The organism is Aeromonas sp. 130281 (genome assembly GCF_056642115.1).
Genome location: NZ_JBWVQS010000003.1, coordinates 78,065 through 93,666 on the forward strand (window position 1 = coordinate 78,065; position 15,602 = coordinate 93,666).

The window sequence follows — 15,602 nt, forward strand, 5'->3', positions numbered from 1 at the left end:
TCGCATCGAGAGTGGAGAGAAAGATTGAGTCTATTGAGCCAGGTTAGTGCCTCCCTGTTGGCCCCGAACGATCTCGACGAGGGGCGGCTGCAGCAGCTGCTCGGCAGCCTGATGAGCCATCAGGTGGAGTTCGGCGACCTCTATTTCCAGCGCAGCTGGCACGAGTCCTGGATGCTGGAGGACGGCATCGTCAAGGATGGCAGCTACAACATCGATCAGGGGGTGGGGGTGCGCGCCGTCAGCGGCGAGAAGACCGGCTTCGCCTACTCGGACGAGCTGAGCCTGCTGGCGCTGCAGCAGTCGGTGACCGCGGCCCGCGGCATCGCCGCCGCCGGCGCCCAGGGCAAGGTGAAGGCCTGGGCCAGAACCGAAGCGAACCTGCTCTATCCCGCCATGGATCCGCTGCAGACCCTCGACAAGCAGCAGAAGATCGCCCTGCTCGAGCAGATGGACAAGTTCGCCAGAAGCCTGGATCCCGCCATCAATCAGGTGATGGCCTCCATCAGCGGCGTCTATGAAGAGATACTGGTGGCCGCCACCGATGGCACCCTGGCCGCCGACGTGCGTCCCCTGGTGCGCCTCTCGGTGACCGTCATCGCCGAGAAGGGGGATCGCCGGGAGCGCGGCAGCGCCGGAGGCGGTGGCCGCTTCGGTTACGATTACTTCCTGGAGCTGGACGGGCTGGAGAGCCGGGCGTTTGGCTATGTGCGCGAAGCGGTGCGCCAGGCCCTGGTGAACCTGGAGGCCATAGACGCACCGGCCGGCACCATGCCGGTGGTGCTGGGTGCCGGCTGGCCCGGCGTGCTGCTGCACGAGGCGGTGGGCCACGGGCTGGAGGGGGACTTCAACCGCAAGGGATCGTCTGCCTTCGCCGGTCGCATCGGCGAGCAGGTCGCCTCCAAACACTGCACCATAGTCGATGACGGCACCCTGGTGGGTCGGCGCGGCTCCGTCTCCATCGACGACGAGGGGACGCCGGGGGGCTACAACGTGCTGATCGAGAACGGCATCCTCAAGGGCTACCTGCAGGACAAGCAGAACGCCCGCCTGATGGGGGTACCGCTGACCGGCAACGGCCGGCGCGAATCCTACGCCGCCCTGCCGATGCCGCGCATGACCAACACCTACATGCTGGCGGGTCAGCACGATCCGGCGGAGATCATCGCCTCGGTGAAGAAGGGGATCTATGCCCCCAACTTCGGCGGCGGCCAGGTGGACATCACCTCAGGCAAGTTCGTCTTCTCCGCCTCCGAGGCCTACCTCATCGAGGATGGCAGGATCACCGCCCCCATCAAGGGTGCCACGCTCATCGGCAACGGCCCCGAGGCCATGAGCCAGGTCTCCATGGTGGGCAGCGATCTTGCGCTGGATCGCGGGGTCGGGGTCTGTGGCAAGGAGGGGCAGAGCGTGCCGGTCGGCGTCGGTCAGCCCACTCTCAAGCTGGACCAACTCACCGTGGGCGGCACCTCCTAGGTTGCCTTGGCCGCGCAGCGGCATGACCCATGCAAGCAAACCCCGGCCCGCAGCCGGGGTTTTGTTTTTGTCGGGGCGCACCAATAAAAACCCCGGTCAGTGGACCGGGGCGGGTGAAGGGGGTTGATGGGCTCAGTTGGTCGAAATGGCACGGGCGTCGATATAGAATCGCGCGTGACCTTGCGGATCTATCCTGATCTGGGCGACCAGCCGATCGCTTCGCTTGTATTCCCACCCGCTCTTGATCCGGGTCAGGGCGGGGCTGACGGCCCCGACCACGTTCAGATATTCGTGGAACAGGCTGTAGCTTCCAATCTCGGTCAGCATCTTTTCCATTTGCATGTCTCCTCAAGTGATTGGGTCTGCGCGGGTCACGTTAGCAGCGACCCTCTGAACCTTGCCTGTATAAAAAACACACTACGCCGTCCGTGGGCAGGCAACATGATCAGGCGCAAGTTCGGCGACGATTCCCGAGCGAGATGACAGCGTTTTCAGTCAGGGCTGGCGCGCGGCGGGCAGGTGATCGAGGGCGGCGGATGCGTGTGACTGCGCCGGGGCCGTCTGCACCGCGGGCGCACCGTGGAACACGGGATCCTGCGCCACCTCCTTGATGCCGTTGATGCAGAACTGCATGCCCATGCACACCAGCAGGAAGCCCATGATCCGGGTCATGGCGTCTATGCCGGTGGCACCGAGGATCTTGCAGACCGGATCCGCCAGCTTGAGCACCCCCCAGCTGAGCAGGCTCATCAGGGCGAAGGCGGTCACCATGGCGGCATAGATGACGAAACGGTTGTACTCGTCGGGCAGCTCGGCAATCTGGGCGGCGCCGCTGATCACCAGGGCCATGGTGCCCGGCCCGCACATGCTGGGCATGGTGAGCGGCACGAAGGCGATGCTCTGGTTGATGTCGACCCCGGCGGCCTGGCTGGGGGCGGGGAACAGCATGCGAAAACCGATGAAGGCGATGATGAGGCCACCGGCCAGCCGCAGGCCGGGAATGGAGATCCCGAACAGATCCAGGATGGAGGAGCCGATGAAGAAGCTGACGCAGAGGGTGGCGAACAGATAGATGGCGGCCAGGTTGATCTGGCGGCGTACGTGCTCACGGGACATGCCCTTGCTCAATCCCAGCAGCAGGGTCGCCGTGGTGGGGGGATTGACCATGGGCAGCAGCGCGAGCAAGGCGATGAATACGACCTGGAAAAACATTTTGCACCTCGGGGTGGTTGGAAAACAACAGGGCCAGACGGGGGTCTGGCCTAAGGGGGGGCTACTCTACGGCAGCCAGGCTGAATATAGCCGGAACGAAGGGGCCCCGACAGTCCGGGGCCCGCAGTTGTCAGGCGGTTTGTGGCGTTGCCTGACGCCGAGTGCGCTGTTGCAGCCAGAGCCAGAGGCCCAGCACAAGGCCGAGACCGGCCAGGCTGACCACATAGTGGGAAGGAGCCAGCACGTCGTTCTTCATCCAGAGGGTGACCAGCATGGGGGTGAGCCCGCCGAAGATGGCGTAGGCCACGTTGTAGGAGAACGACAGCCCGGAGAAGCGCACCACGGGCGGGAAGGCGTTGACCATGACATAGGGCACTGCGCCGACTATCCCCACCGCAAAGCCCGCCAGCATGTAGAGCGGCACCAGCTGCTCCATGCCTGCCGCCAGGCCGTGGTAGAAGGCATAGGTGGCACCGGCCAGCAGCAATGAACCCAGGACGAAGGTGGGGCCGCTGCCGAGGCTGTCTATCAGGCGGCCGTAGAAGATGCAGCCCAGGGTGAGGGCCACTATGGCCAGGGAGTTGGCGGTCAGGGCATCGGCGGGGCTGATGCCGTGGACCTTCTGCAGGTAGGTCGGGGTCATCAGGATCACCACCACTATGCCGGCGGAGAGCAGCCAGGTCAGCAGCATGGAGACGATGACGCTGCCCTTGTGTTCACGGAGCACCGTCTTGAGGGGCAGCTCCTCGGCCAGGGCTTTGTTGGCCTGCATCTCGGCGAAGACCGGGGTCTCGTGCAGCCAGCGGCGCAGGTACATGGCGACTATGCCGAACACACCGCCGAGCACGAAGGCCAGACGCCAGCCCCACTCGCTTACCTCCACCGGGCTCATGCCGCGGTTGATGGCGGTGGCCACCAGGGAGCCGAGCAGTATGCCGGCGGTCAGCCCGGCCGTGAGGGTGCCGCAGGCGACGCCGACCCGGCGGGCGGGCACGTGTTCGGCCACGAAGACCCAGGCCCCCGGGACTTCCCCCCCGATGGCGGCCCCTTGCAGGATCCGCAGAAACAGCAGCAACAGCGGGGCGGCAATGCCGAGGGTGGCATAGGTGGGCAGCAGGCCGATCAGCAGGGTCGGCAGCGCCATCAGGATGATGCTGAGGGTGAACATCCGCTTGCGACCGATGAGATCGCCGAAGTGGGCCATGATGATGCCCCCCAGCGGGCGGGCCAGGTAACCGGCGGCGAAGATGCCGAAGGTCTGGAACTGGCGCAGCCACTCGGGAATGTCGGCCGGGAAGAAGAGCTCGCCTATCACCACGGCGAAGAAGACGAAGATGATGAAGTCGTAGAATTCGAGGGCGCCGCCCAGCGCCGCCAGGCTCAAGGTCTTGTAATCCTGTCGGTTGAGGGGGCGATTGTGGTCATGATGTGTGCTGACTGTAGTCATATCCTTATGTTTCCCATCGTTTTTTTAGTTATTCTCCCCCATGCTCTGCGGGGATACGCTCACCCACGAGGGTATGCTTTTGTATCCCAGGAAGTAAATCGCACAATTCGCAACACTGTCTTGCAGCACCTTGCGGCAAGGGATTGGAGAGGTCATGACGACGAAAAAGGTACTGCTCTCCTGGAGCAGCGGAAAAGACAGCGCCTGGGCCCTGCATCGCTTGCGCCAGGATCCGGCGATCGAGGTGGTGGGGCTCTTCACCACCCTGAATCAGGCGTTCGAGCGGGTGGCCATGCACGGGGTGCGCAAGCAGTTGCTGACTGAGCAGGCCGCGTGCGTGGGGCTGCCACTGCACTGCATCGATCTGCCCTGGCCCTGCAGCAACGAGGACTATGGCCGGATCATGACCGGCTTCATCGCCGAGGTGCTGGCCATGGGAATCCGCCACATGGCATTCGGGGATCTCTTCCTCGAGGATGTGCGCGCCTATAGAGAGAAGCAGCTGGCGGGCACGGGCATAGCGCCGCTGTTCCCGCTCTGGGGCAGCAAGACCGACGAGCTGGCGCAGGAGATGATGGCCGCCGGCTTGAGGGCCAGGATCAGCACGCTCGATCCGAAAAAACTGGATATGAGCCTGGGGGGGCATGAGTTCGACGAGGCGCTGCTGGCGGCGCTGCCGGACGGGGTGGATCCGTGCGGCGAGAACGGCGAGTTCCACACCCTGGCCTTCGATGGCCCCATGTTCCTGCGGCCCCTGGCGATCCGGGTGGGGGAGACAGTGGTGCGGGACGGCTTCGTCTTTACCGATCTGCTGCCGGATGATACCCCCTGAGGGCTGGCGCCTCGGCAGAACGGCAGGCCCATCTCCCGTTTGCTGAATGCGACAAGGCCGGATCCCCGGGGATCCGGCCTTGTCGTCTGGCCCGGTTCAGCGGGCGGCGAAGGTGTCGCAGCTGGCGGGCTTGCCGCTGTCAAAGCCCCGCTTGAACCAGGCGAGGCGCTGGGCCGAGCTGCCGTGGGTGAAGCTGTCGGGCACCACCCGGCCCTGACCCCGCTGCTGCAGGCGGTCGTCACCTATGGCCTGGGCGGCGTTGAGGGCCTCCTCCAGATCGCCGTGCTCCAGCACCTGCTCCCGCTCCATATGGTGACCCCAGACCCCGGCGAAGCAGTCGGCCTGCAGCTCCAGTTTGACCGACAGCTTGTTCTGGGCGGCCTGGCTCAGCCCTTGCTGTTGCTGGCGCACCTTGGTCGAGATGCCGAGCAGGTGCTGCACGTGGTGACCCACCTCGTGGGCGACCACATAGCCCTGGGCGAAGTCGCCATCGGCTCCCAGCTTGTCGCGCATGTCCTGATAGAAGGAGAGATCGATGTAGACAGTGCTGTCTGCGGGGCAGTAGAAGGGGCCCATGACGGACTGGCCCTGGCCGCAGCCGGTCTGGGTGGCGCCGCGATAGAGCACCAGCCTGGGGGGCCGGTACTGGCTGCCGCTTCGGGAGAAGATCTCGCTCCAGGTGTCTTCGGTGGAGGCGAGCATCACAGAGGTGAATCTGGCCAGGGGATCGCTGGCCGGCTGGGACACATTCTGGCGCGGTGCCTGGCTCTGCCGGGCCGGTTCGTCGAGCAAGGGGCTGAGATCCACGCCATAGTAACCGGCGATCATCACCACCACGATCAGGATCAGACGGCCCTTGCCACCGAGAGGCAGGCCACCGCCCCCGCTGCCACCGCCTTCCTGGCGCCTGTCTTCCACGTTGCTGCTCTCACGGCGATCTTGCCAGCGCATATCTGCCTACTCCCGTCATTGGTGGTGGCAGTAATGATAATGGCTGGTCGTCCGCCTTGCCTAACGCGGGGATCTCACTCGGCCCAGGGCATCTCGGGCAGGCTGTCGAGAAACTCGGCGTAGCGGGTCAGGTTGAAGGGGCCCTGATCCGCCTCCATGGCCATCAGCTCGGCACCCAGGGCGCAGGCGATGTATTGCAGCGCCTCGTCCCGCGGGGTGCCTTTCATCACCAGCCGCATCAGGGTGGCTTTCACCTGCAGGGGGTGGCCGTCGGCGAGCTGGTTTTCAACCATCTCCAGCAGCGTCTGTTCGTCAAAAAATTCGGTGGTGTCCGTCATGGGGGGTGTCCTGCTTGTTGTTCTGTGGGATAGGGCGGGCAGTATAGCCGGAACCGCCGCGCGACTCATGTGGCTGGGACTAAATGTCGGCTGCCGGGGGCTGTGGTCGGCCGGGTGCGCTCCATGAGGGCCTCCTTTTGGCCGGGGCTCTTGCCAAGCGCCGGCTGTGGGGGCAGTCTTGATGGCTGTTGTTCCCATCACACGAGCCCTTGCCATGATCCTCTCCGAGCGCCTCGCCCTGCGCGAGCTCAATCTGACCGACGCCCCCTTCATTCTCGAACTGCTCAACGACGGCGACTTCCACCGCTACATCGGCGATCGCGGGGTGCGCACCCTGGCGGATGCCGAAAATTACATCCAGCAGGGGCCGGCGGTCAGCTATGCCCGCCACGGGCATGGTCTCTATCTGGTGATGCGACGGGAGGACGAGGCCAGGATCGGCATCTGCGGGCTCATCAAGCGCGACACCCTGCCGTGCGAAGACATAGGCTACGCCTTCCTGCCCGCCTTTCGTGGTCAGGGCTACGGCATAGAGGCGGCGCGGGCGGCGCTCAAGGATGGGCGGGAGCGGCTCGGCATCGAGCGGGTCATCGCCATTGTCACTCCGGGCAACGAGCGATCCGTGGCGCTGCTGGGCAAGCTGGGTCTGGTGCGCAGCCGTCTGGTCAGGCTGAGCGAGGATGCCGACGAGTGTCTGTTGCTGGAAGCGGCCGATACCCAGGCCTGCACTGTCTGAGGGATGGCGGGGCCGTCAATCAGAAGCGGGGATCACAAGGCTGAAGGCGAGGGAGACAAGGGGGCCGCCGTGAGCTGCGGCCTGTCTGCATCTGTTGCTGCCGGTGGGCAGGATCAGTTGAGCTCTTCGATGGAGAACTCGCCAGGGATGCCATCACAGGAGATGGCGAAGCCACCGCTGGAGCGGGTGCTGAACTGGATCAGAAACGCATCATAGTCATGCTCTTGCACGGGCAGGTTGATGGGTTTGCTGCGACGCAGGGGTTTGTGTGTCTGTACGGTTTTCATCATGGTATTTCTCTATATAAATTAAATAATTGCTCCTTGTATTTGCAAATGTAGGTCAATGGGCGCGGTCAGATCCGCGCAGGAATACCCAGCCCCATAAGGGCGTCTGCACTATCAAGGAATATGCGGATGCATAGTTCAAATTGGGTGGGCAGATCGGGTCTGCACCGTGAGAGCCGGGCAACGCAGGCAGACAGCCTGACGGTTCTCAAGGCGAGTAAATCAGAGGAAGGTTATGTGGGTACTGGCAGGATTCATCTAACGTTGAAGCATTGCGAACATAAACAGGGCTGATTAACTAGCCGGCGCGCATTCTCTCCTCGAAATGAATAAAAAGCAAACACTAATTGTGCGATGTTACGACGGTGGCGTATTTTTCACTGCCGCGCCGCCAACGAGAAGGGCTCCCGAGGGAGCCCTTCTGCCTTTGCCAGTCACGGCCTGCGACTGACTCAGTAGTCGCCGCTGGCCTTCTTGGCGGCGGTGATCATGGGGGTGATGGTCATGCCCTGTACCACGATGGAGAACATCACCACCGAGTAGGTCATCACCAGGATCACTTCCCGCAGATCGACGCCGTGCTCCGGCAGCACCATGACCCCCGAGGGCAGCGCCAGTGCCATGGCCATGGCCAGACCGCCGCGCAGGCCGCCCCAGGTGAGGATGCGCACCGAGAAGCGGTTGTAGCTGCGGAACTTGCGGAAGGCCACATAGGGCAGGGAGACGCTGATGAAGCGGGCGGCGAGGCAGAGCGGCACCGCGATGACCAGCAGGATCCAGTCTTGCCAGGCGAGATCCAGCAGCACCAGGGCCAGGCCGATCAGCAGGAACAGCAGGGCGTTGAGGAACTGATCCATCAACTCCCAGAAGTGATCCAGGTGGTGGCGGCTCTGCTCGGAGAAGCCGGAGTGGCGGGTCCAGTTGCCTATCATGATGCCGGTGACCACCATGGCCAGGGCGCCGGAGACGCCGATCATGTTGGCAAAGGCGAAGCCCGCGGTCGGGATGCACAGGGTCAGCAGCAGCTCCAGGGAGCCGTCGTCCGTGGCGCTGATCATCACGTGGGCGATGAGGCCCAGCACGGCGCCGAACAGGATGCCGCCGAGGGCCTCATGCAGGAACAGGCCGGCCACGCTGCCGAAGGTCGGCTCGACGCCGCCAAAGGCCACGGCAAACACGGTGGCAAAGATGACGAGGCCGACCCCATCGTTGAACAGGGACTCCCCCTCGATCTGGATGGCGATCTGGGGCGGCGCCTTCATCTTCTTGACGATGGCGAGCACGGCAATGGGGTCGGTGGGGGAGATCAGGGCACCGAACAGCATGCAGTAGACCAGCGGCAGTTCCCAGCCCAGCAGCCTGGCGATGAACCAGAAGCCGTAGCCGATGAGGAAGGTGGAGAGCAGGGTCGCCGCGATGGAGAGAATGGTGATCTCCCACTTCTGGCTGCGCAATGCCTTCAGATTGATGCCGAGACCGCCGGCAAACAGCAGGAATCCGAGGATCCCCTTCAGCAGGAAGTTCTGGAAGTCGATGCTTTCCATGGTCTCGACGGCCAGAGGTTCCAGATTGAACCAACCCAACTTACCAAACAGCACCATCAGGGCGGAGATCAGCATGGATCCTGCGGTGATGGCGATGGTGGTCTGGATCTTCACGACATACTGGTTGGCAAAGGCGATGAAGATCGCCAACGCTGCCAAGAAACAGAGTGTGTAGTAGACGCTCATAGTTATTTTTCTCTTTAGTAAACAGCAAGCACGTATCCCCGTTGAGGACGGGCATAGGGTACTCTCGGGCCACATCTTACTCATTACCCATTTGTGAGTATATGCTCGAGATTTCGGACAGATAGACGGCTAGATTTCCATTTGATTTTTTTGCTGCTAGGATGGAGCTCACGCAGTTGCATGGATGTAAGGGGTAGAAGCGGTGTCGAGCATAGAGTCGAGCAAGAAGTCGGACATAACGAAGAAACTGGAAGCCTGTCTCAAGGAGCGGATCCTGATCATCGACGGTGCCATGGGCACCATGATCCAGGGGTACAGGCTCGGTGAAGCGGATTACCGCGGCGAGCGCTTCGCCGACTGGCATACCGACATCAAGGGCAACAACGATCTGCTGGTGCTGACCCGGCCGGCGGTGATCCGCGAGATCCACGATCAATACTGTGCCGCCGGGGCCGACATCCTCGAGACCAACACCTTCAACGCCACTCGCATCGCCATGGCCGATTACGAGATGGAAGCCTTCTCCGCCGAGATCAACCGGGAGGCGGCCCGTCTGGCCCGTGCCGTGGCGGACGAATGGACGGCGAAAGAGCCCCACAAGCCGCGCTTTGTGGCAGGGGTCCTGGGCCCCACCAACCGCACCGCCTCCATCTCGCCGGACGTGAACGACCCCGGCAAGCGCAACGTCACCTATGACGAGCTGGTGGCCGCCTACACAGAATCGACCCATGCCCTCATCGAGGGGGGCGCCGACCTCATCCTCATCGAGACCATCTTCGACACCCTGAACGCCAAGGCGGCCGCCTTCGCGGTGGATCTGGTGTTCGATGAGCTGGGCTACAGCCTGCCGGTGATGATCTCCGGCACCATCACGGATGCCTCCGGCCGTACCCTCTCGGGCCAGACCACGGAAGCCTTCTACCATTCGCTTCGCCACGTCAAACCCGTCTCCTTCGGCCTCAACTGTGCGCTGGGACCGGACGAGCTGCGCCAGTACGTGGAGGAGTTGTCCCGCATCAGCGAGACCCATGTCAGCGCCCACCCCAACGCCGGTCTGCCCAATGCCTTCGGCGAGTACGATCTCGACGCGGGCGAGATGGCGGAGCATATCCGCGAGTGGGCCCAAAGCGGCTTTCTCAACCTGGTGGGGGGCTGCTGCGGCACCACCCCGACCCATATTCGCGCCATGGCGGACGCCGTGGCGGGCATCAAGCCCCGCGCCCTGCCCGAGCTGCCGGTGGCCTGCCGGTTGTCCGGCCTCGAGCCCCTCATCATCACCCCCGAGTCCATGTTCGTGAACGTGGGGGAGCGCACCAACGTCACCGGCTCGGCCAAGTTCAAGCGCCTCATCAAGGAGGGGCTCTACGACGAGGCCCTGGACGTGGCCAAGCAGCAGGTGGAGAGCGGCGCCCAGATCATCGACATCAACATGGACGAGGGGATGCTGGACGCCGAGGCGGCCATGGTGCGCTTCCTCAACCTCATCGCCGGCGAGCCGGACATCGCCCGGGTGCCGGTGATGATCGACTCCTCCAAGTGGGAGGTGCTGGAGGCGGGCCTCAAGTGCGTGCAGGGCAAGCCTGTGGTCAACTCCATCTCCATGAAGGAGGGGGAGGCCAAGTTCATCGAGCAGGCCAAGTTGCTGCGTCGCTACGGCGCCGCCGTCATAGTGATGGCGTTCGACGAGGTGGGCCAGGCCGATACCCGTGCCCGCAAGTTCGAGATCTGCCAGCGGGCCTACCGGATCCTGGTGGATCGGGTCGGCTTCCCGCCGGAAGACATCATCTTCGACCCCAACATCTTCGCGGTGGCGACCGGCATCGACGAGCACAACAACTACGCGGTGGACTTCATCGAGGCGGTGAAGGACATCAAGACCCATCTGCCCCACGCCATGATCTCCGGCGGCGTCTCCAACGTCTCCTTCTCCTTCCGTGGCAACGAGCCGGTGCGGGAAGCCATCCACGCCGTCTTCCTCTACCACGCCATCCAGAACGGCATGGACATGGGGATAGTCAACGCCGGTCAGCTCGCCATCTACGAAGACATTCCGGCGGAGCTGAAGGCGAAGGTCGAGGCCGTGGTGTTGAACCTCAATGACACTGCCACCGAGGATCTGCTCGCCATCGCCGAGAAGTATCGCGGCGCCGGCGCCCAGGCCGAGGATCCGCGGGATCAGGAGTGGCGCAGCTGGCCGGTGGGCAAGCGGCTGGAGCATGCCCTGGTCAAGGGCATCACCGACTTCATCGAGGAGGATACCGAGGAGGCGCGGGCCGGGGCCGAGAAGCCGCTGCACGTGATCGAGGGGCCGCTGATGGACGGCATGAACGTGGTGGGTGACCTGTTCGGCGCCGGCAAGATGTTCCTGCCCCAGGTGGTGAAGTCGGCGCGGGTGATGAAGCGGGCGGTCGCCTACCTGCAGCCCTACATAGAGGCGGAGAAGTCCGGCGGCTCCAGCAACGGCAAAATCGTGATGGCCACCGTCAAGGGGGACGTGCACGACATCGGCAAGAACATCGTCGGTGTGGTGCTGCAGTGCAACAACTACGAGATCGTCGATCTTGGGGTCATGGTCTCCTGCGAGACCATTCTCAAGACGGCGCGGGAAGTGGGGGCGGACATCATAGGCCTGTCCGGCCTCATCACCCCCTCCCTGGACGAGATGGTGCACGTGGCGAAGGAGATGGAGCGCCAGGGCTTCAAGCTGCCGCTCTTGATCGGCGGTGCCACCACCTCCAAGGCCCACACCGCGGTGAAGATAGAGCAGAACTACTCCGAACCCGTGGTCTATGTGTCGAACGCCTCCCGCGCCGTCGGGGTGGCCCAGAGCCTGCTGAACCCCGAGCTCAAGCCCGCCTTCGTCGCCCGCATCGACAAGGAGTACGAGATAGCGCGGGATCAGCATGCCCGCAAGCAGCCACGCTCCAAGCCGGTCTCCCTGGCCCATGCCCGCGCCAACCGCCATCAGCTGGACTGGGTCGGCTATGAGCCCCCTGCGCCCCGGGAGCCCGGCGTGCAGACCTTCGAGAACGTGCCCGTCTCTGTGTTGCGCCCCTACATCGACTGGACGCCCTTCTTCCTGAGCTGGGAGCTGGCGGGCAAGTATCCCCGCATCCTCGAAGACGAGATCATCGGCGAAGAGGCGACCAAGCTGTTTGCCGATGCCAACGCCATGCTGGATCGGCTGGAAAAGGATCAGAGCGTGCGCTGCGCCGGCATCATAGGCCTGTTCCCCGCCAACGCCGTGGGGGACAGCATAGAGGTCTATACCGACGAGTCGCGCAGCGAAGTGAAAAAAGTGTTGCACCATTTGCGCCAGCAGAGCGAGAAGCAGGGCTTCCCGAACTACTGTCTGGCGGACTATGTGGCCCCCAAGGAGAGTGGCAAGCCCGACTGGATCGGCGCCTTCGCGGTGACCGGCGGCATCGGCGAGGAGGCCATAGCGCAAGCCTACAAGGCGGATCACGACGACTACAACGCCATCCTGATCCAGGCGGTGTGCGACCGTCTCGCCGAGGCGTTCGCCGAGTACCTGCACGAGCAGGTGCGAAAGCGGCACTGGGGTTATGCCCCGGACGAGGCCCTCAGCAACGAGGAGCTGATCCGCGAGAACTATCAGGGCATTCGCCCGGCGCCCGGCTACCCGGCCTGCCCGGAGCACACCGAGAAGGGCAGCATCTGGGAGCTGCTGGATGTGGAGCAGGCCATCGGCATGAAGCTCACCGAGTCCTACGCCATGTGGCCTGGGGCGGCGGTGTCCGGCTGGTACTTCTCCCACCCCGAGAGCAAGTACTTCGCGGTGGCGCAGATCCAGCCCGATCAGGTGGAAGACTATGCCCAGCGCAAGGGCATGACGCTGGTGGAGGCCGAGCGCTGGCTGGGACCTAACCTGCATTGATCAGGTGGAATGCCATAGTGCAAGTGGCTAGGAGGGAAAATGGACAAGGCAAGAGATGGCGAGATATGGCCGGATGAGGTGTTGATTGCCCGCTGTCTGGCCGAGGCGGATGACGAGGGGTTTATCGACTTCAAGGTCTTCTGCCGGGCGCTGGACGTGTCGGCCTCTGCGTTGGCCGGTTTCTTTCATGAGCGCGATCGTTTCTATGACTCGTCGGAAATGGTTGCCCTGCGTGACGGGTTGAACTTCAGGGTGGAGTGGCGTGAACGCAAGCGGCGGGACGGCACCTCCCACGAGCCCGCCCGATTCGTGGTGAAGCGGGCGCAGATCCACCGGGATCATCTCGCGTGCTTTTTGCAACGGTCGGAGCGATATATCACTCAGACAAGGGTAGATTTTGATCGGGCATTGCTGCGCTGGCGACTGGAGCAAAACGGGGCCGGCCCCCTCCATTGAATCTGCTTCCCCTTTTTATTGATATGAAGGTGATGCCTGCTCTGGGCGTGTCACCTTGCTTGTGCCAGCTGGCGTGACCTGGCCACCCGGTTGGCCCATTCACGGGTCTATGGCCCAGTGGGGATGAAGTCGTTATGAAGATTGGATTTGTCGGCCTGGGGGCCGTGGCGGAGACCGCCTATCTGCCGGCATTGCGGGCCCTGGCGCCGGAGATGGCGATCTGGGGATTCGACCCCGCCCGCAGCCTGCCGGGAGTGGACTCGCTGCCGACCCTGGCAGCCCTGCTGGCCTTGCCGCTGGACCGGCTGGTCATCGCCACTCCCTCCCTGCTGCATCTGCCAGTGCTGGAGCAGGCGCTGGCAAGCTCCATCCCCTTGATCCTGGTGGAGAAGCCTGTGGTGGCGACCCTGGCCCAGCGCACTCGCCTGCAGGCCCTGCTGGCGGATCCCGAGGTCGCCGCCCGGGTGCTGGCGCTGGATCACTGGATGGCCCGCAACGCCGTCCAGCGGCTGCTGAGTGGCGGGCTGGGGGATGAGTGGCGACCGCAAGCCGGGCAGACTGGCCCCATTTCGTCCGTCACCCTGGCCGATGTGGCCTCGGTGGAGGGCTTCCTGCTGGAGCCCTGCGGCCTCGACGAGCAGGGGCATCCCTATGCCCTCAACTTCGCCACCGGCGAGCCGGATCGGCGGATCCTGCGTCACCCCGACGGGGTGATCCTCGACATCGGCACCCATCTGCTGGCGATGATCCGCGAGCTGCTGGTGGCCCTCGGCGGGGATGACTGCCTGCATCTGGTCGCGGACGGGGTCTGCGATCGGCTTGGCCAGCCCATCCGGCGCGGGGATCTGGAGACCGCCGAGGGGCGCGCCTGTCTGCGCGGCGAGGCGGCCGGGGTACCCCTGACCCTCTGGCTCGACAAGTACGCCGGTCCCGGGGTGGAGAAGAAGGGGCTGTGCCTGCATCTCAGGGATGGGCGGCGCATCGAGCTGCTTCGCAGCGGCAATCTGGAGTGGCTGCACCATCACGACGCCGACGGGATGCGGGGCTGGCAACATGAGGGGCCACTCTATCGCGACTGCATAGCCCAAACCCTGCTGGCCCCTGTGCCGCTGGGCGGCTGGGCCGGGACCACTGCACGCCGGTTGCAGGAGGTGGTGCTGCTGCTGAGCCTGCAGCAGGGGTTGCGTGGCCCGCATTGAATCTGGTTCTGCGGTTCTTGCAGAACGCCGAATGGTGAGGGGAAAGGATTGGCGTTGCCAGTCGTTCATGGCACCTTATACTCTCCAGTCCGATTATCAGGTCTGTCATTTCCATGAATATTGCCATTTTATCCCGCGAGCCCAACAACTACTCCACCCGCCGTCTGGTCGAGGTGGCGCAGGCGCGCGGGCATCAGGTCGAGGTGCTCGACACCCTGCGCTGCTACATGAACATCGCCTCCCACAGCCCCTCCATCCACTACGAAGGACGGGAACTGGAGAGCTATGACGCCGTGATCCCGCGCATCGGTGCCAGCATCACCTTCTATGGCACCGCCGTGCTGCGCCAGTTCGAGATGATGAATACCATGGCCCTCAACAGCTCGGTGGCCATCAGCCGCTCCCGGGACAAGTTGCGCGCCATGCAGCTGCTCTCCCGTCACGGCATAGGCCTGCCCATCACCGGCTATGCCCACAGCACCCACGACGTGCCCGACCTCATCACCATGGTCGGCGGGGCGCCCCTGGTGGTGAAGCTGCTGGAGGGGACCCAGGGGATCGGCGTGGTGCTGTGCGAGACCCAGAAGGCGGCCGAGAGCGTGATCGAGGCCTTCATCCAGACCAACAACAACATCCTGGTGCAGGAGTATATCCGCGAGGCCAACGGCGCCGACATTCGCTGCGTGGTGGTGGGCGGCAAGGTGGTGGCGGCCATGCGTCGTCAGGCCCAGCCGGGGGAGTTTCGCTCCAACCTGCACCGTGGCGGCGAGGCGTCGGCCATCAAGATCACCCCGGAAGAGCGGGCGACCGCGGTGCAGGCCGCCAAGATCATGGGGCTGGACGTGGCCGGGGTGGACATCCTGCGCAGTGCCCGCGGCCCCCTGGTGCTGGAGGTGAACTCCTCCCCCGGCCTGCAAGGGGTGGAAGCCGCCTCCGGCAAGGATGTGGCGGGCAAGATCATCGATTTTCTGGAGCTCAAGGCGAGTCGCAAGCACAAGCCGGCGGAGTGAGTCCCGGACGAGAGTCAGACAGGTAAAAACAGG

Annotated in this window: 14 protein-coding genes; 7 read left to right on the forward strand and 7 right to left on the reverse strand. The window is 64.0% G+C overall.

All coding sequences use genetic code 11. The annotated features are described in order from the left end of the window. Positions 1-24 precede the first annotated feature (24 nt). On the forward strand, positions 25-1,473 hold the full coding sequence (gene tldD / locus AC1IN8_RS10200) for a metalloprotease TldD (RefSeq protein WP_162519299.1): 1,449 nt from the start codon (positions 25-27) through the stop codon (positions 1,471-1,473). Between the two features lie 132 nt (positions 1,474-1,605). On the opposite strand, the gene AC1IN8_RS10205 is transcribed toward tldD, so the two are convergent. The 3 genes from AC1IN8_RS10205 to AC1IN8_RS10215 form a co-directional block, all read right to left on the reverse strand. Beyond that, on the reverse strand, positions 1,606-1,809 hold the full coding sequence (locus AC1IN8_RS10205) for a hypothetical protein (protein ID WP_479758797.1): 204 nt from the start codon (positions 1,807-1,809) through the stop codon (positions 1,606-1,608). A 159-nt stretch (positions 1,810-1,968) separates the two neighbouring features. After that, positions 1,969-2,685: a MarC family NAAT transporter gene (locus AC1IN8_RS10210; RefSeq protein ID WP_247627391.1), complete on the reverse strand. Its 717-nt coding sequence runs from the start codon at positions 2,683-2,685 to the stop codon at positions 1,969-1,971. 130 nt (positions 2,686-2,815) lie between these two features. Further along, positions 2,816-4,132, reverse strand: coding sequence for an MFS transporter (locus tag AC1IN8_RS10215; RefSeq protein ID WP_479758798.1), 1,317 nt, complete (start codon positions 4,130-4,132; stop codon positions 2,816-2,818). Positions 4,133-4,286: 154 nt separating this feature from the next. Between AC1IN8_RS10215 and AC1IN8_RS10220 the strand changes: the two genes are divergently transcribed. Beyond that, positions 4,287-4,964: a Dph6-related ATP pyrophosphatase gene (locus AC1IN8_RS10220; protein WP_479758799.1), complete on the forward strand. Its 678-nt coding sequence runs from the start codon at positions 4,287-4,289 to the stop codon at positions 4,962-4,964. Between the two features lie 96 nt (positions 4,965-5,060). Here AC1IN8_RS10220 and ypfJ read toward each other — a convergent pair whose 3' ends face one another. Together ypfJ and AC1IN8_RS10230 are read right to left on the reverse strand one after the other, a co-directional pair. Beyond that, on the reverse strand, positions 5,061-5,915 hold the full coding sequence (gene ypfJ, locus AC1IN8_RS10225) for a KPN_02809 family neutral zinc metallopeptidase (protein WP_479758800.1): 855 nt from the start codon (positions 5,913-5,915) through the stop codon (positions 5,061-5,063). A gap of 74 nt (positions 5,916-5,989) precedes the next feature. Continuing rightward, entirely contained in the window at positions 5,990-6,253 is a 264-nt protein-coding gene (locus AC1IN8_RS10230) for a hypothetical protein (RefSeq protein WP_111910749.1), read from the reverse strand. A gap of 214 nt (positions 6,254-6,467) precedes the next feature. Between AC1IN8_RS10230 and AC1IN8_RS10235 the strand changes: the two genes are divergently transcribed. Further along, a complete protein-coding gene (locus tag AC1IN8_RS10235) occupies positions 6,468-6,989 on the forward strand; it encodes a GNAT family N-acetyltransferase (RefSeq protein ID WP_139439219.1) in 522 nt (173 codons plus the stop codon). 113 nt (positions 6,990-7,102) lie between these two features. Here the strand turns inward: AC1IN8_RS10235 and AC1IN8_RS10240 are convergent, their stop codons facing one another. Both AC1IN8_RS10240 and AC1IN8_RS10245 read right to left on the reverse strand, forming a co-directional pair. After that, a complete protein-coding gene (locus tag AC1IN8_RS10240) occupies positions 7,103-7,279 on the reverse strand; it encodes a hypothetical protein (RefSeq protein WP_139439218.1) in 177 nt (58 codons plus the stop codon). A 449-nt stretch (positions 7,280-7,728) separates the two neighbouring features. Further along, on the reverse strand, positions 7,729-9,006 hold the full coding sequence (locus AC1IN8_RS10245) for a cation:proton antiporter (RefSeq protein WP_139439217.1): 1,278 nt from the start codon (positions 9,004-9,006) through the stop codon (positions 7,729-7,731). A gap of 202 nt (positions 9,007-9,208) precedes the next feature. On the opposite strand from AC1IN8_RS10245, the gene metH reads away from it, so the two are divergent. From metH to rimK, 4 genes are all read left to right on the forward strand, one after another. After that, a complete protein-coding gene (gene metH / locus AC1IN8_RS10250; RefSeq protein ID WP_479758801.1) occupies positions 9,209-12,904 on the forward strand; it encodes a methionine synthase in 3,696 nt (1,231 codons plus the stop codon). A 39-nt stretch (positions 12,905-12,943) separates the two neighbouring features. Beyond that, the gene (locus AC1IN8_RS10255) at positions 12,944-13,360 is read left to right on the forward strand and encodes a hypothetical protein (RefSeq protein ID WP_342058942.1); all 417 of its coding nucleotides are present in this window, start codon (positions 12,944-12,946) and stop codon (positions 13,358-13,360) included. A gap of 134 nt (positions 13,361-13,494) precedes the next feature. Then, a complete protein-coding gene (locus AC1IN8_RS10260; RefSeq protein WP_479758802.1) occupies positions 13,495-14,559 on the forward strand; it encodes a Gfo/Idh/MocA family oxidoreductase in 1,065 nt (354 codons plus the stop codon). A 113-nt stretch (positions 14,560-14,672) separates the two neighbouring features. Continuing rightward, positions 14,673-15,569, forward strand: a complete 897-nt coding sequence (rimK, locus tag AC1IN8_RS10265; protein ID WP_025325466.1) for a 30S ribosomal protein S6--L-glutamate ligase — start codon at positions 14,673-14,675, stop codon at positions 15,567-15,569. Positions 15,570-15,602: the final 33 nt, after the last annotated feature.

Coding starts and splice junctions, on each gene's coding strand:
- AC1IN8_RS10240 (WP_139439218.1), bottom strand. CDS start 7,279: ATGATGAAAACCGTACAGACACACAAACCCCTGCGTCGCAGCAAACCC.
- AC1IN8_RS10215 (WP_479758798.1), bottom strand. CDS start 4,132: ATGACTACAGTCAGCACACATCATGACCACAATCGCCCCCTCAACCGA.
- AC1IN8_RS10260 (WP_479758802.1), top strand. CDS start 13,495: ATGAAGATTGGATTTGTCGGCCTGGGGGCCGTGGCGGAGACCGCCTAT.
- ypfJ (WP_479758800.1), bottom strand. CDS start 5,915: ATGCGCTGGCAAGATCGCCGTGAGAGCAGCAACGTGGAAGACAGGCGC.
- AC1IN8_RS10245 (WP_139439217.1), bottom strand. CDS start 9,006: ATGAGCGTCTACTACACACTCTGTTTCTTGGCAGCGTTGGCGATCTTC.
- rimK (WP_025325466.1), top strand. CDS start 14,673: ATGAATATTGCCATTTTATCCCGCGAGCCCAACAACTACTCCACCCGC.
- AC1IN8_RS10210 (WP_247627391.1), bottom strand. CDS start 2,685: ATGTTTTTCCAGGTCGTATTCATCGCCTTGCTCGCGCTGCTGCCCATG.
- AC1IN8_RS10255 (WP_342058942.1), top strand. CDS start 12,944: ATGGACAAGGCAAGAGATGGCGAGATATGGCCGGATGAGGTGTTGATT.
- AC1IN8_RS10230 (WP_111910749.1), bottom strand. CDS start 6,253: ATGACGGACACCACCGAATTTTTTGACGAACAGACGCTGCTGGAGATG.
- AC1IN8_RS10220 (WP_479758799.1), top strand. CDS start 4,287: ATGACGACGAAAAAGGTACTGCTCTCCTGGAGCAGCGGAAAAGACAGC.
- AC1IN8_RS10235 (WP_139439219.1), top strand. CDS start 6,468: ATGATCCTCTCCGAGCGCCTCGCCCTGCGCGAGCTCAATCTGACCGAC.
- AC1IN8_RS10205 (WP_479758797.1), bottom strand. CDS start 1,809: ATGGAAAAGATGCTGACCGAGATTGGAAGCTACAGCCTGTTCCACGAA.